Annotated in this window: 15 protein-coding genes and 1 other annotated feature; of the genes, 7 read left to right on the forward strand and 8 right to left on the reverse strand. The window is 32.3% G+C overall.

Annotated features, from left to right (window positions below):
* Nucleotides 1–44 precede the first annotated feature (44 nt).
* Nucleotides 45–256, reverse strand: a binding site (T-box leader).
* An 83-nt stretch (nucleotides 257–339) separates the two neighbouring features.
* Nucleotides 340–1,251: a DMT family transporter gene (locus tag ACFCYN_RS19960; RefSeq protein WP_172444634.1), complete on the reverse strand. Its 912-nt coding sequence runs from the start codon at nucleotides 1,249–1,251 to the stop codon at nucleotides 340–342.
* 286 nt (nucleotides 1,252–1,537) lie between these two features.
* On the opposite strand from ACFCYN_RS19960, the gene ACFCYN_RS19965 reads away from it, so the two are divergent.
* Nucleotides 1,538–2,614: a DUF3900 domain-containing protein gene (locus ACFCYN_RS19965; protein WP_172444635.1), complete on the forward strand. Its 1,077-nt coding sequence runs from the start codon at nucleotides 1,538–1,540 to the stop codon at nucleotides 2,612–2,614.
* 165 nt (nucleotides 2,615–2,779) lie between these two features.
* Here ACFCYN_RS19965 and ACFCYN_RS19970 read toward each other — a convergent pair whose 3' ends face one another.
* The 5 genes from ACFCYN_RS19970 to ACFCYN_RS19990 all read right to left on the reverse strand — a co-directional run bounded on the left by ACFCYN_RS19970 (nucleotide 2,780) and on the right by ACFCYN_RS19990 (nucleotide 8,080).
* Nucleotides 2,780–4,054, reverse strand: coding sequence for a S41 family peptidase (locus ACFCYN_RS19970; RefSeq protein WP_375951263.1), 1,275 nt, complete (start codon nucleotides 4,052–4,054; stop codon nucleotides 2,780–2,782).
* Nucleotides 4,055–4,208: 154 nt separating this feature from the next.
* A complete protein-coding gene (locus tag ACFCYN_RS19975) occupies nucleotides 4,209–4,700 on the reverse strand; it encodes a DinB family protein (RefSeq protein WP_375951264.1) in 492 nt (163 codons plus the stop codon).
* A gap of 118 nt (nucleotides 4,701–4,818) precedes the next feature.
* The gene (locus ACFCYN_RS19980) at nucleotides 4,819–5,343 is read right to left on the reverse strand and encodes a CbrC family protein (protein ID WP_375951266.1); all 525 of its coding nucleotides are present in this window, start codon (nucleotides 5,341–5,343) and stop codon (nucleotides 4,819–4,821) included.
* Nucleotides 5,344–5,472: 129 nt separating this feature from the next.
* The gene (locus ACFCYN_RS19985; RefSeq protein WP_375951268.1) at nucleotides 5,473–6,918 is read right to left on the reverse strand and encodes a DEAD/DEAH box helicase; all 1,446 of its coding nucleotides are present in this window, start codon (nucleotides 6,916–6,918) and stop codon (nucleotides 5,473–5,475) included.
* 658 nt (nucleotides 6,919–7,576) lie between these two features.
* A complete protein-coding gene (locus ACFCYN_RS19990) occupies nucleotides 7,577–8,080 on the reverse strand; it encodes a DNA topology modulation protein (protein WP_375951270.1) in 504 nt (167 codons plus the stop codon).
* Between the two features lie 220 nt (nucleotides 8,081–8,300).
* Between ACFCYN_RS19990 and ACFCYN_RS19995 the strand changes: the two genes are divergently transcribed.
* The 4 genes from ACFCYN_RS19995 to ACFCYN_RS20010 are packed head-to-tail and all read left to right on the forward strand — an operon-like array spanning nucleotide 8,301 to nucleotide 11,841.
* The gene (locus ACFCYN_RS19995) at nucleotides 8,301–8,879 is read left to right on the forward strand and encodes a biotin transporter BioY (protein ID WP_375951272.1); all 579 of its coding nucleotides are present in this window, start codon (nucleotides 8,301–8,303) and stop codon (nucleotides 8,877–8,879) included.
* A gap of 50 nt (nucleotides 8,880–8,929) precedes the next feature.
* The gene (locus ACFCYN_RS20000; RefSeq protein ID WP_375951274.1) at nucleotides 8,930–10,393 is read left to right on the forward strand and encodes an AMP-binding protein; all 1,464 of its coding nucleotides are present in this window, start codon (nucleotides 8,930–8,932) and stop codon (nucleotides 10,391–10,393) included.
* A complete protein-coding gene (locus tag ACFCYN_RS20005) occupies nucleotides 10,389–11,489 on the forward strand; it encodes an acetyl-CoA C-acyltransferase (protein ID WP_375951287.1) in 1,101 nt (366 codons plus the stop codon). The genes ACFCYN_RS20000 and ACFCYN_RS20005 overlap by 5 nt, the downstream gene beginning before the upstream one ends.
* A gap of 43 nt (nucleotides 11,490–11,532) precedes the next feature.
* Entirely contained in the window at nucleotides 11,533–11,841 is a 309-nt protein-coding gene (locus ACFCYN_RS20010) for a CHY zinc finger protein (protein WP_375951276.1), read from the forward strand.
* Between the two features lie 64 nt (nucleotides 11,842–11,905).
* Here the strand turns inward: ACFCYN_RS20010 and ACFCYN_RS20015 are convergent, their stop codons facing one another.
* Nucleotides 11,906–12,481: a GrpB family protein gene (locus ACFCYN_RS20015; RefSeq protein WP_375951278.1), complete on the reverse strand. Its 576-nt coding sequence runs from the start codon at nucleotides 12,479–12,481 to the stop codon at nucleotides 11,906–11,908.
* Nucleotides 12,482–12,585: 104 nt separating this feature from the next.
* Nucleotides 12,586–13,203, reverse strand: a complete 618-nt coding sequence (locus tag ACFCYN_RS20020) for a LysE family translocator (RefSeq protein ID WP_375951280.1) — start codon at nucleotides 13,201–13,203, stop codon at nucleotides 12,586–12,588.
* A 152-nt stretch (nucleotides 13,204–13,355) separates the two neighbouring features.
* On the opposite strand from ACFCYN_RS20020, the gene ACFCYN_RS20025 reads away from it, so the two are divergent.
* Both ACFCYN_RS20025 and ACFCYN_RS20030 read left to right on the forward strand, forming a co-directional pair.
* Nucleotides 13,356–13,532: a hypothetical protein gene (locus tag ACFCYN_RS20025; protein ID WP_172444646.1), complete on the forward strand. Its 177-nt coding sequence runs from the start codon at nucleotides 13,356–13,358 to the stop codon at nucleotides 13,530–13,532.
* Nucleotides 13,510–13,710, forward strand: coding sequence for an RNA ligase family protein (locus ACFCYN_RS20030; protein ID WP_375951282.1), 201 nt, complete (start codon nucleotides 13,510–13,512; stop codon nucleotides 13,708–13,710). The genes ACFCYN_RS20025 and ACFCYN_RS20030 overlap by 23 nt, the downstream gene beginning before the upstream one ends.
* The last annotated feature ends 393 nt before the right edge of the window (nucleotides 13,711–14,103 follow it).

A 14,103-nucleotide genomic window follows, 5' to 3' on the forward strand; every position in this document is an offset into this window, starting at 1 on the left:
TACGAAAATAAGCTGATGATAAACAAAAAACGCCATGAATGATCAAAAGGGACCATTCATGGCGTTACCACCCTACTTATTATGTAATAACTCTACATAATCTCTTAACATCTTTAACGGGAAAACCGCTGTAGCCTACTATTAGTTCGGTACAGAGACTCCAAGGCTGGTTTCAGTTTACTCACTTAGGAATTTGCACCAACCATTCCCTCTCTAAAAAGCTTATAAACTTACTATTCCTTTTCTAAGTCATTTATTAATTTAAAGTTATAATACGTGAACAAATTGTTTATGTCAATGTGTATTCTACCCATTTTTTAAAATTTCATACATTTCTTACTATATTGCTTCATTTTTTACTTCTTTTGTTCGTCTTTTAGGTAAAGGCACTTCAGATAATAGCATACCACCTACAATAAAAGTCCCACCGATAAGTGTTTGAATTGATAATGTTTCATTTGCAAAAAGTACGGCTGTAAATGCTGCAAAAACAGGTTCAAATATAAAAATTAATGCTGCTTTCGTTGAAGAAATATGTTGTTGAGCAAACATTTGAACCCAAAATGCGATACTCGTACAGAATACTGCTGTAACAATTACAGCAAAAATGAATGTCGGATTGACCCAAAGCTCCTTTGAAAATGAAACAGAAGTTTTTTCAAAGATTAGAGAGAAAATTGTACTGCTAATACCGACAGTTCCTAATTGAATCGTTGTAAAAGTAAGTGGGTCCATTTGCTTAGTATATTTTCCTGATAAAATAATATGAAATGCAAATGCAAAAGCACCAATAAGCGTTAGTACATCTCCAATATTGATTGAAAATGAATCACCTAATGTTAAAAAGCTTAATCCTAGTAATGCAATTAAGCATCCGATCACTGTAGACCAGGTTGACCGTTCCTTATAAACTAAATATAAGAGAACTGGTACTAATACAACACAAAGCCCTGTAATAAAACCTGATTTTGATGTAGTTGTGTACTTCAATCCAAATGTTTGTAGTAAATAGCCTAAAAACAAAATGAATCCAATACCACTAGTTCTAACGATTTGTTTGATCGTTATTTTAGTTTTTTGTTTTCTTTTAACTAAAAATGGTAAAAGGACTAAAGTTGCGAGGATAAATCGAAATGCATTAAATGCAAACGGTTCTACGTATGCAATCGCATTTTGGACTACTACAAAAGTTGTGCCCCAAAGTAATGTTACGATAATTAACGAGATAGTAGCTATTCTATCTATTCTCAAGGTTCTCTCATCCCCCCTCCATAAGATTGACCGTCTAAAATTGTAAGTAAAACGAAAAAAAAGATGTGAAATTCACACATCCAAGAACTTATTATTTTATTTGGCTCCACATTTAATTATATCCTTATTTTATCATAGTGTGTAAGTAATTTGTCTTATCACTTGAAAATATTCTATCTTATAATAATTTCAAATTTTTTTTTACAAAAACTTCCTTTCAATATCATTGACTCTAATTGGTCTCATCCATATACTTAAGTACAGAAAATAGAAAAAGGTGATTGGATTGGATTTTGAAATTACATATTTATCGTTTTACGTTGTAACGGTTGAGGGTAAAGGTGAACAAACTGATAAACGATATAAGCATTTTCAAACAATAGACGAATCAACGTTTGAAGAGAGTGCATTGAAAGGCTTTTTAGAAGGTGAACTTGAGCGAATTGTTAATCGAAAAGTTGAAAAACATCCAAAATCTGATTCTGTACCTACAAAGCTAGGTCACTTTATTGTTGAAGAAGGCTACGCTTTAGATTCAAATCCAAATTATAATTTATTCCAGCGTATACGTGGTGCTAAATCAATTGAAGAATTTAAAGCAGAAAATGAAACATTAGTGATTAATTACATTGAAACGAGTGCAGTTCGTGGTGGGGCATTTTTAGTCATTCAAGCGAAACTTAGAAAATATTTTGATGATCCGTTCTTATTTGTACTAAAATGTGATTTTGAACCAAAAGTTGCATCCATTTCAGATGAATCTACACTCATTAAAACAGTAGAAATGGCGATTACAACTAAAAACATGAAATCAATTCAATATCCTTATATGGAAGAATTGGGGATGATTTCAGAGAGTGAATTGAAAATACATCAAGCTTCTCATGCAAGGTATTTTGAGGACTTCTTAAAATTCGTTTCGTATTCTGAATCAATGCCAGAAATCGTGAAATCACAAGTTATGGAAATGGTTTACGATAAAATTGAAGATGTATTTGAAGAAGAAAGCGTAGAAAGACAACAATTCGAAGCGGCAATGGAAGTCTGGGCAGCAAGTCCTAAACGTGAAATTCAAGAGCATTTTACCCCAGATGAAGTAATTGAAGCAGCGGCACAAATTGTAGAACATACACCCGAAATTGAATTATCCTTTAAAGCAGATCACTTTTCTGTTAAAGGAATGCTAGCTGATTTTGGTGAAAATCTTCATATCGCAAAAGTTAATGGTCGGTACGTCGTTATTTTAGAAGCAGATACGTTACAATTTGAGAAGGGATTTTCTCCGATTGAATTTTTGAAGCCAGATGAGTTAGAAGATGTAATTGAACGAATTGGACAGAAAGTGAATATTACAGGTTATTAAACAATAAGAACTCAAAAAATATTGAATGAAAAAGACAGCGGACTATTATTAGCCTGCTGTCTTTTCGAATGCAACATTATTTCGGATCTCCATATGCCAAACCAATATGCCGTCTTTGTTTAACTATTATTGATTGTACTAATTAGATGAAACGTGATTACAGTTTTATACACTTAATGAAGCCAAAATTGACATCGCGTAATTTAAATCAATATCTTTTTCTAAATGATTAGGGTTCCAAGGAATATAAATATGTGGCTCAATCCCTTTTCCAGACATCCCTTGCCCTTTATCAATACGTGAAAGACGCGAGGTTGGATACATTAGCTCAAATACATTATTCCATTTCATAGTTGCTAAGTTTGTATAATCATTTAATCCTTTTGTAGGTCTCCCGATAACCGTTACCTTACTAGAATTCTTACAAATTTCTACGAAAGAGTCTCCTGAACTTCCACACATACAATCAGTTAAAACAACGATTTTATTAGGTTTTATTTTTCCATTGATAAACGTAGATGCAAATAACTCACCAAAATTAAATTCTACAAATCCCTTCCCGCTATTTCTTTCCCATTCATTTCTAAAGATGTTTAGAAATTTTAATGTTTGTTCATCTTGAGCTCTTTCAATATCTTGATCAAGTTCAGCAAGCTGAAGCCTTGTGTTTGCATGAGTACAATTGAAAAGCATCTTTTCCTCAGAATCCACTAGATTAATACCTTCTACTGGCAAAATGTATGGAAGCAATGGGTAAAAACTTGCATCACTCCCACCATTATTTTTACGTACATCGATAATCCACTGTTCAGTCGATTCAAGTAATTGATGATTTTTGTTCATCATATTAATAATCGCTTGTGGATCCATAAAGTCTGTCATTGTCATTAGTAAAATATTCTCAGTTAGTAATTTAACTGAATAAACAGGGCTATAAGTTGAGTTTTCATAAAAGTTGAGTGAAAATAAGCTTTCATTCCCCTGTAAATCTACTACTACTCCAAAATCATACATTGCAAGAATCGGAGTCCAGTTTTCACGTTCAGCGACTGATTCAAATAACAATCTTTTATGCTGATTTGCTAATTCAGTGATTGTAAATCCTTCTAAAGATTTGAAATACATTCCTCGTGTTAATTTATCTTCAGAACTAACCTCGGTTATATATAATTTATCTTCATATCGGCGTACTCGAAATCCTCGTTCTTTTAAAGCATTATTTTTTATATTTAATTGTTCAAAATAAATATGCTGATCTTTGAAATCCAATAAATAATCTTTCACAATTTCAGTAAATAATCCATTTTTAAGCTGATTATGTATTTTTAAATCTCTTATTTTATGAAGAAAATAATCAGGTTGATCCCAACCCTCTTTGTCTTTAAAACCAGAATAATCATGATGCATAATTTGTACGATTTCTTTAAAAATTGATTCCAACAAAATCACCTCAGTATTAGTTTTCTTTTGATTACGTTCAAAAAACTCTACTTGATGAAATTCTATTTTTAAATAAAATCACCTTTTTTAATAGAAAAAACTTCCTATTAGCACAAAAAAAGACTGCCGAAGCAGCCTCTCTATTAATTGTCATTTATAAATTTGGACGGTTAGATGGCCATGAGCCTTGGAGTTTACGAAGTTGGATTATTTGTCCTGTGTGATAAGCATCGTGCAAAAGGATATTTAGATATTGTTGCCAAATTGGTAGAGAAGGCCTAAGTTGATCCAATTCTCCTTCTTGAATGGATGATAAGGAAGATTGTAAAGCATCATGAACTTGCAGTGTTCGCTTCACTGTTTGTTGCCAAGCGTCTTCATCATTTGGTCCACCTTGAACAAATGTATCATCATTATTTTGTGGCGCAACATATGAGTTATCTTTATGTATACGTGAAAGTAAGCGCTCTTTAAAGAATAGTAAATGATTTACATTTTCCCAAATCGTATTACTGGCCATTCCTTCTAGCTGCCAACATGCTTGTGCAGCGTTAAGGTTTTTTAAAGCATCTGATATTGGTGGGTACCATTCTTCATCATAAAACACTTGTTTGACTCCGTTTTGCAAAAGTTCTTTATTACTCATTGTATAGCCTCCTTTTTTTCATCTCCAAAAATTTCAAAAAGGTGAAAATTGATATGGTATTTAACATGGAGAACAATTTCATGACATGTGATAATTTACTCTAAGAAGTATCGTTTGTTTATGACAAATCAGCATGGAGACGGTGTTTTTTACAACTATTACACTGAAATAAATAGCCTTGTAAATCACCATCAATTTCTAAAGTGTTTTTAAATTCTAGAATAGATAAACCGTATTTCTTACTCAGACGGTTTATATCATGCTCTAATTCATTTTCTAAATGCTTAATTTCTTCCCAACCAACATAATCAATAATTGAACAGAAGTCTCCACAATGGCTTAGCCAATATTCTTGTTGCCATCCTATGTAACCAGGGTTTCGATAAATCAATTCATCTACATTTTCTTCATCATCAACTTCATCACATGATTCGATATCTTGAAATTCTCCATCGTATTTTTCTGCTGCTGAACCATCTGCTATACACCACGGACAGATTCCTTCAACTTCTTCTTCTGAGAAAAATGGTCCTTCATAAACAAAATTCTGTTTCTTTTTGCAAACTGGACAAATTGTTTCTTCTTCTATTATTACTCCTAACTTAAGTGGATTAGGATTATATTTGAAAATTGGTAGTTCCATTCATGTATCCGCCTATTCTATGTAATTTAACTATCCTAATTTTAACATGGTATCCAAATCTTTTAAAAATAGGAAATAGCCTTACGAAAATATTCTTTTATTCTCGTAAGGCATATTATTTCATCGAGTCTATTTAATTGCTTTACTTACTTTTAATTTTTTCCCTTTGACAGTCGCATTCTCCATTGCTTGTAAAACTAGTGAACCCTTACCATTCAGAATATCAACATACGACATATTATCCATGATTGTAATAATGCCAATATCTTCAACTGTGACTCCAGGGATTTTTGCGATTGTTCCAACAAAATCAACAGCACGAATTTTCTTCTTTTTTCCTCCACTGAAATGGAGTTTTAAAATATCTTGATTGATACGGGCTGTTTTATTATTTCTTACAACACGTCGGCTGTTAAGCTTTTCTTCAAATTTAGCTTTTCCATTAAGTACTTCCTGTTGAGTCGGTGCTTCTGTAGTAGGGATTTCAAAGCCGATATACTTTTCAATTCCTTTAATGAATTTCCCTTCAAAAGGTGTTGAAAAAGTAATTGCTTTACCTTTATTCCCTGCACGACCAGTTCTCCCAGTTCGGTGTACATAACTCTCTTTTTCCATAGGAACGTCATAGTTGATGACTAATGTCACATTATCAATATCAATACCTCTAGCAGCTACATCAGTTGCTATAAGATAACGGAAATTCCCCATTTTGAAACCTTCCATAATAGCAAAACGGTCTTCTTGTTCCAGTCCTCCATGGAGTCTTTCACATGAATAGTTAGCTTGTTCCAATTGGCTATATACAGCATCTACATTTTCTTTAGTTCTGCAAAAAATTAGACAACTTTCTGGATTTTCTACAACTGTAACATCTTGAAGTAGTGACATTTTTTCATCTTCTTTTACTTCGATTAAAAAATGCTCAATTGCATCTGCCGTTACGCCAGTTGATTCAATCTCAATTTGAATCGGGTCTTTCATATATGTATGGCAAAGATTTTCAACATCTTTTGGTAATGTAGCTGAAAAAACCATCGTTACACGATTTTGTGGTAGTTGGCTAATGATTGCTTCGACTTCATCGATAAAACCTCTATTAAGCATCTCATCTGCTTCATCAATGATTAGATACTTTATTTGATCTGTTACAAGTGTTTCTCGATCAAGATGATCCAGGACCCGTCCAGGTGTACCAACTACTACATGAGTTTTTTGTTCCAATTCAACTTTTTGTTTAGTAAAAGGCTCTTTGCCATAAACCGCTACTGCTTTAATTCGTTTAAATCTCCCAATATTCGTAATATCTTCACGTACTTGAGCCGCAAGCTCCCTAGTTGGAGTAAGAATTAAGGCCTGTGGTCTTTTTTCCTCCCACTCTAACATTTCACAAACAGGAATACTAAAAGCAGCTGTTTTTCCGCTACCTGTTTGAGATTTTACAATAAGGTCTTGTTTTTCTAATGCTAACGGAATAACCTTACTCTGAACTTCAGTTGGCGTTTTGTATTTTAAAACAGTTAGTGCTCTTTTAATTTCCTCGCTTACATGATAATCATCAAAACTTGTTTTATTCATTTCTTAACCTCTTTTTTTGTTATTTCGATCTATGTATAGAATTCTCTGGAAAAAAAATCATATGCATTATCTAAATATAGTTCATTAAATGAAAAGTGCAATACAAATCGACTATTTTATTTTGAAATTATTTGTTTTTGTTAACTATGCATATATAAGTATGCCTCTTAAAAAGAGTGAATCATAATAAAAAGTTCAATGACATTATAAATAAAGAGGATTCTTATATATGTAAAAAAATAGATTCTTGGATATAAAATAAACCGCCTTCGTTATTTTTTAAATGTACTTTTTGTAATAAATGGAAGACCAAAACCAAATGGTATTGTCATCAAAACATTAAGTAATGAAGTCTCAAAATACTCTTTTGTATGATTTATTTATGTAAAAATTATAATTGTGATACGTTGGTTAAATAATAATGGAAATTCTTACAACAATAAAAAATGAGCCACAAAAGTAGTTCATGACAAAGTGTATTTTCATAGCCGAATTTATACCAAATAATAATATATCATCTTTTGAACGCCGTTTAATTTTTAACGAAACTACATCGCAGCCAAAGTCAGAACACCTTTACATTCCTTATTCCACTTATCACTTAATAGCTTAATTCATTGACTAGCTCTTTGGTTATGCTGTTTCCTCACGTTAACTCTTAACTTTCCTTTATAAATCTCTTAACTTCTCTTGAAGATTTTAGTATAACTACATCTTTACCACCTGATACTTTTTGAAGTCTATTCAATATTAATGGTTTCTTTGTCTTCGGATAAAACCAGATCCATTTCAAAAATTGTAAATCAAATTTCTCTTCGCAACCTTCTCTCATATCCGGTCTTGTTTTGTTTTTATATTGAATGAATCTTTTCAATGCTCGATAAATGCAAACTAATCTTGGCATATCTAGAAAAATAATTGTATCAGCTGCATTTATTCTTAAGTCCATCGTACCTCCATAATTACCGTCTATGATCCATTCTTCTTTTTTAACTAGTTCATTTTGTATTTTAATCTGGTCCATTTTCGGTACTACTTCCCAATTTGGTTTCCATAGTAAAGAGTCTAAATGAAAAACATTTATGCTTAACTTTTTTCCTAATTGTCTAGCAAAAGTAGATTTTCCCGCGCCGCCTGAACCAATGATGACGATTTTCCTCATGAATGTCCTCCCTGTTAACATTTAAAGTTGATTAATCTAAACTCGGTTTCTTTTGACATTAAAATTTTATCATTTCTATTATTGGCATGATATAGCTATGTACTAGTTTTCTATTTCAAGATAATATATGTTAACTTAAAAATAAAATAGGTTGACATATATTTTAAGATTCATTAATATGATAGTTGTTATCAGAAAATTAATAATAGGAGAACTAACAATGAAGATTAAAGAAATTACATTTGTAGCAATGTTTGCAGCAGTTATGGGAGTACTTGGACAAGTGCCTCCAATTATGTTATCCTTTACACCAGTTCCTATTACTTTACAAACATTAGGTGTTATTCTTACTGGTGGAGTGTTAGGAGCAAGATTAGGTGCACTTAGCCAAACAGTATTTTTATTACTTGTAGCCGTTGGTATGCCCCTTTTATCAGGTGGACGCGGTGGATTAAGTGTATTTGCAGGACCAAGTGTTGGCTATTTGATTTCTTGGCCAATTACAGCTTTTGTTCTTGGTTATTTATTATCTCGTTTTAAAACGTTAAAATTAAAACATGTTCTACTCATTAATTTAACGGTTGGAATTCTATTAATCTATTTAATCGGTATTCCGATACAAGCTGTCATTTTGGGTATTCCTGTAGCTACTGCTGTTAAACTAAGCTTAGTTTACATACCTGGAGATGTTTTAAAAGCGATCCTTGCTTCAATTTTAGTATTCAAACTTAGACAACATCCAGTATTTTCACGTTCATTGACAACAAATTATTCAAACCAATCATCAAAAAATATGTAAATTATTCGGGACACACTACTGTGTCTCTTTTTTATAGAGGTGAATTAATAATGGCAAATATTACAGAAACCTATAAGAAATACGCTACATTATCGCCTGACAAAATTGCGATACATACTAGTAATCAACAAATCAGTTATAAAGAATGGAATTTATTAATCAACCAAACTGCTAATTGGCTACATGGTCAATTAAATACGAAAACGATTGGAATCCTTTTACCAAATGGGATTTCCTTCTTACAAATGTTTGCAGGTGCTTGTAAAGCAGGATGGATTGCTGTTCCATTTGATATGAAATGGAATTTAGCAGATTTAGAAAAAAGAGTAAAGCTTTCTAAACCTTCAATCATTGTTACAACTAAAGAGATTTATGCTAAGTTTCATTCGATCATTCCTAATATGAAGGTATTGGATGAATGCTTACAAGAAATCGCAAATTTTAATACTTTTTCTTCTATTGAGCTAGAAGAGGATTTACCTTTCTATGTGGGATTTACTTCTGGAACGACTGGGAGTCCAAAAGCGTTTATGCGCTCTCAAAATTCATGGGTTGCTAGTTTTGATTGTAATCGCTTTGACTTTGGACTTGATGAATCTGATGTAACGCTTATACCTGGGGCTTTAATTCATTCACACTTTCTTTATGGTGCTGTTAGTAGTTTATATTTGGGTGGAACAGTTTTTCTATTAGAAAAGTTTTCAGCAATTAATTTACTTTCAATGATGAATAATTTACCTATTTCTACTATATACGTTGTTCCGACAATGATTGAAGCGTTAGTTAGAGAAGGAAATCAAGTTAATAAAGCAATGAAAATTCTTTCATCAGGTGCAAAATGGACTAAAAAATCTAAAATAGAGTTCTGTCAATTGTTTCCGGGGATGTCGATATTTGAATTTTTTGGTGCTAGTGAATTAAGCTTCATAACTGTTTTATCTGATTTTGATGGAGTTTTGAAAGCAAAAACGGTTGGAAAACCTTGCTATGGTGTAGAAATAGAAATTCGTCGACCAAATCAAGAGCTCGCAAAAACAAATGAAACGGGAAAAATATATGTGAGAAGTAAGTATTTAATCAATGGGTACTTTGAAGAAAATGAAAATATAGTTCAATCAATTCAGGACGAAGATGGCTGGGCTACTGTCCATGATATGGGCTTTATTGATGAAGAAGGATTTTTAACAATTAACGGGCGAGAGAAAAATATGATTCTATATGGTGGTATTAATATTTTTCCAGAAGAGATTGAAAAAGTCATTTCTCTTCATCCTGATGTTGAAGAAATTGCTGTTATTGGACTTTCAGATCCATATTGGGGGCAAATTGTGGCTGCTGTCATTAAAGGGAAATGTAATTCTTTTGAGTTGAAGAAGTTTTGTAAGACTTATTTATCTTCTTATAAAATCCCACGAAAATGGTTTTTTTTAGATGAAATACCTTATACAACTAGCGGAAAAATTGCACGTGCTGAATTAATTAAACAAATAGAAATGCAGGTGACTAAAAATTAATAGAGCAGTAATCGTCAAAGCAAAACGAACACCTATTGGAAAAATTGGTGGGATATTACAAGAATATCAACCTCACGAGCTTGCCGCTCCATTACTTAAGCATCTGGCAAAAGGATTGGAAGAGAAGATTAATGACATTATTTTAGGAAATGTAGTCGGTCCGGGTGGAAATGTCGCTAGAGTTTCTGCATTAGAAGCTGCTCTCCCCCTTTCTGTTCCAGGTATGACAATTGATCGTCAATGTAGTGCCGGGTTAGAAGCAATTCGGATGGCTTGTTACTTAATTCAAGGTGGCGCTGGAAATTGCTATATTGCTGGAGGTGTTGAAAGCACTAGCACCTCTCCTTTCCCTTCTAGGGCAAGATTCGCTCCTGATAAAATTGGTGATCCCGATATGGGTTTAGCAGCGGAAAATGTGGCTGAAAAATTCTGTATTTCAAAGGAAACTCAAGATCAATATGCTCTATTAAGTTATACACGGAGTTGGGAATCTTACAAAAAAAAATTCTTTACTGATGAGATTCTTCCAGTTGGTGGACATACTCAAGATGAAGTATTTTTCAAAGAAAGAAAAATGAAAGACTTACTTCATAGAGCAAAGCCTGTGTTTAAAAAGAACGGTACCGTGACAGCTGCTAACAGTTGCGGAATACATGATGGTGCGGCCGCAGTTTTAATAATGGAAGAAAATGAAGCAATTAACTGTGGATTAAAGCCTATTTTACGCTTTAAAGATAGCGAAGTCTCTGGTATTCACCCTAATTATCCCGGCGCTGCGCCTATTCCAGCAATTCAGGGTTTGTTAAATAGAAATAATTTAACAATTGCAGATATTGATTTAATTGAAATAAATGAAGCTTTTGCTTCAAAAATTATTGCCTGCTCTAATGAACTATCCATACCATTTGACAAGTTAAATATTTGTGGGGGTGCATTATCAATCGGACATCCTTACGGAGCATCAGGAAGTATCATGATCACTAGACTTTTTTATGAAGTACAACGAAGAAAGCATTTAGAAACTAACTATGTAGTAGCAGCCATTGGAAGTGGTGGCGGAATCGGAATCGCTGTTTTATTCGAAGTAGTTAATTAAAATGATCATACATACTAGATTTTAAAATTGAGAGGTAAACTAAATGAAAGTAATTGGTTCAATTGACACTCATACACGATGCAAACATTACCACACAGAAAAAGATATTATTGCCATTAAATTCAAATGTTGTGACACATATTACGGATGTTATTTTTGTCATGAGGAAAATGTAAACCATCAACATATAGTCTGGCATAAAAACGAATGGGAAACAAAAGCAATCTTTTGTGGAGGTTGCCATGAGGAATTAACCATTCAAGAGTATCAAGATTGTAACTACAAATGTCCTAAATGTCATGCTGATTTTAATCCAGGATGTAAAAATCATTATCATTTGTATTTTGAATGAGATTTATAATAAATCGTACTATTAAATTTGAGGAAGAGCTGTTTAATTCAGCTCCTTTTTTTATTTATTTCCCGTGTGACACGGATGATTCGTTGTATTTAGTTAAAATTTTATTGATAAAATTACTTTTACCTGCAGTATATTCTGAGCGGTCTTTTGTATTTTTTGCTAGCTCTTTCTTTAACTGTTCATACTCAATAATAGCCCCCGCATTACATCTAAGGTAATTTCGAAATGAAATATGTTTTTTTAATTCCTCGCTGTCTTTATGACAAACATATAGATGATGTTCCATCCAATTCGTATTTTTCCCATCCCAAGGTACAGAACAGTTCATTCTACTGAAGGCTTCTCTACCTTTATAGCTCCAATTTTCTTGGTGTATATAGCCTATTCCTTCAAGTTTTTTTATCACTTTAGGGAAATTACTATAGTCTGCTATGACAACATCAATATCTAGGATTGGTTTTGCTGCAAGCCCCTTAACTGAAGTACTACCAACATGTTCTATATCAATAATTAGTGACTCTAGGCAACTATTTAAAACTTGCTTTAAGGCTGAAAAATTTTTTGGCCATTGCTCATTATATTCTTGTATTTCAATTCTGGAGTGATTTATTTTTGGAAGATCAAAATCCATGCTTCCACCTCATTCGAATAAAATTATATTTATTATCATAAAAAAAGGAAGCCAGCTCTGACCTCCTTTGTTAGCATTAAATAAAAATTTTGTTCTTGCTCATATTATTCTTGAGTTTGAAGTGCTACTCTAACTCCTAATCCAATATAGACTAGACCAATCGTTTTTTCCATCCATTTTGAGCTATTGCTATTTTTATTAAAAAATTTATTCCCAATTAAACTTGATAAAAGCACTAGTGAAGTTGTGTACAAGATACTTAGTATCACAAATGTCATCCCAAGGGTTAATAGCTGAATAAATACTGAATGACCATTATGTTGTACAAATTGAGGTAATAGAGCTAAGAAAAACAATGCAGTTTTAGGATTTAAAACTTCAATTAACACAGCTTGTCGAAAAGATAGTTTAGTATTTATTTCTTTTTGAACTTTAGCTTTTTCACTTTTTTTAGTTTTTCTAATTAATGCCGTGATCCCCAAATAAAATAAATAAGCCGCTCCTAAATATTTAACTACCTCAAAAGCAAAGGCAGATGTCATTAATATTGCAGAAAGTCCAAAGACTGATGCACAAGTATGTATTAAATCACCTACAGCAATACCTAAACCTGTTAAAATTCCGTTCCATTTGCCGCCTTTCATCGTTTGTGATAATGTCAACAAAACAGCTGGACCTGGTATTAAAAATAATGTTAAAACAACTAAAATGAATGAAATCATAATGATAATCCCCTTTCGCTTATATTTTTAAACTTATTATATAACATTATTTTCTAGTAAAAACCGAAACTAGCATAAATTATTAAGTATTTATGTCCTTACTGTAATATCATTTTTCCAAATTCGCAAGTTTTCAGAAAGAATGTTATTACATGGATGTACCGTATGAATTAAGTGTCGGACGAAATAGCAAGAGAAAGAGAGTAGTAGAAGATCGCATACTCGTTAAGATGAGGAAGCATTTAGATTTTCTTTTAAAAAACGAAGGATGGGATATGATTCACATCATACATGAATTATCTTCTTATGAAATCACTTTCATGGGATGATACTGTCACCTGGACCGAACTATTAGGACTAAAGACTGCATCGTTCTTATATAAAGGTGAATTTAATGAAAAAGCGATAAAAGCTTGTTATACGAAGAAGTCTATTTTAGGTGGAGAACAAGAAGGATATGTTATACGATTAACTGATGGATTTGAGTATAAAGAGTTTAAACACTAAGTGGCTATATTTGTTCGAGAAAATCATGTGCAGACTGATGAACATTAGATGATTAATCCAATTAAATCAAATCAACTAAAGCATGAATAAAAGCGGTTAAATTTTTTAATTACTTGCTTTATAATTTAAAACGAAAGCAATGAGAACAATGTAATTTATTCTGTGGATTTAAAGATAACTAGATATAATTTTAAGTCATTTATTGAAATGGCACATAGCTTAACCAATAAAATTCGTCTGCATCATCAATATTTACCCACTCCGAACAAGACCTTATCGTCTATCTCACTAATTAACCATTCTTTCCGAAGACTTCTATAAAAACTCATGAATTATTTTGTTAAAATACTATCAAACTATTTATTCCTTTAATGCAAAAAAAGACCGCCGAAG

Origin of the sequence: Gottfriedia sp. NPDC056225 (assembly GCF_042267765.1) — a bacterium.
GTDB lineage: Bacteria > Bacillota > Bacilli > Bacillales > Bacillaceae_G > Gottfriedia.

Excerpts from the sequence above, each read along its gene's own strand:
- ACFCYN_RS19990 (WP_375951270.1), bottom strand. The coding sequence starts at position 8,080 with ATGAGGAAAATCGTCATCATTGGTTCAGGCGGCGCGGGAAAATCTACT.
- ACFCYN_RS19985 (WP_375951268.1), bottom strand. The coding sequence starts at position 6,918 with ATGAATAAAACAAGTTTTGATGATTATCATGTAAGCGAGGAAATTAAA.
- ACFCYN_RS20030 (WP_375951282.1), top strand. The coding sequence starts at position 13,510 with ATGAAATCACTTTCATGGGATGATACTGTCACCTGGACCGAACTATTA.
- ACFCYN_RS20015 (WP_375951278.1), bottom strand. The coding sequence starts at position 12,481 with ATGGATTTTGATCTTCCAAAAATAAATCACTCCAGAATTGAAATACAA.
- ACFCYN_RS20000 (WP_375951274.1), top strand. The coding sequence starts at position 8,930 with ATGGCAAATATTACAGAAACCTATAAGAAATACGCTACATTATCGCCT.
- ACFCYN_RS20010 (WP_375951276.1), top strand. The coding sequence starts at position 11,533 with ATGAAAGTAATTGGTTCAATTGACACTCATACACGATGCAAACATTAC.
- ACFCYN_RS19995 (WP_375951272.1), top strand. The coding sequence starts at position 8,301 with ATGAAGATTAAAGAAATTACATTTGTAGCAATGTTTGCAGCAGTTATG.
- ACFCYN_RS20020 (WP_375951280.1), bottom strand. The coding sequence starts at position 13,203 with ATGATTTCATTCATTTTAGTTGTTTTAACATTATTTTTAATACCAGGT.
- ACFCYN_RS20025 (WP_172444646.1), top strand. The coding sequence starts at position 13,356 with ATGGATGTACCGTATGAATTAAGTGTCGGACGAAATAGCAAGAGAAAG.
- ACFCYN_RS19980 (WP_375951266.1), bottom strand. The coding sequence starts at position 5,343 with ATGGAACTACCAATTTTCAAATATAATCCTAATCCACTTAAGTTAGGA.
- ACFCYN_RS19975 (WP_375951264.1), bottom strand. The coding sequence starts at position 4,700 with ATGAGTAATAAAGAACTTTTGCAAAACGGAGTCAAACAAGTGTTTTAT.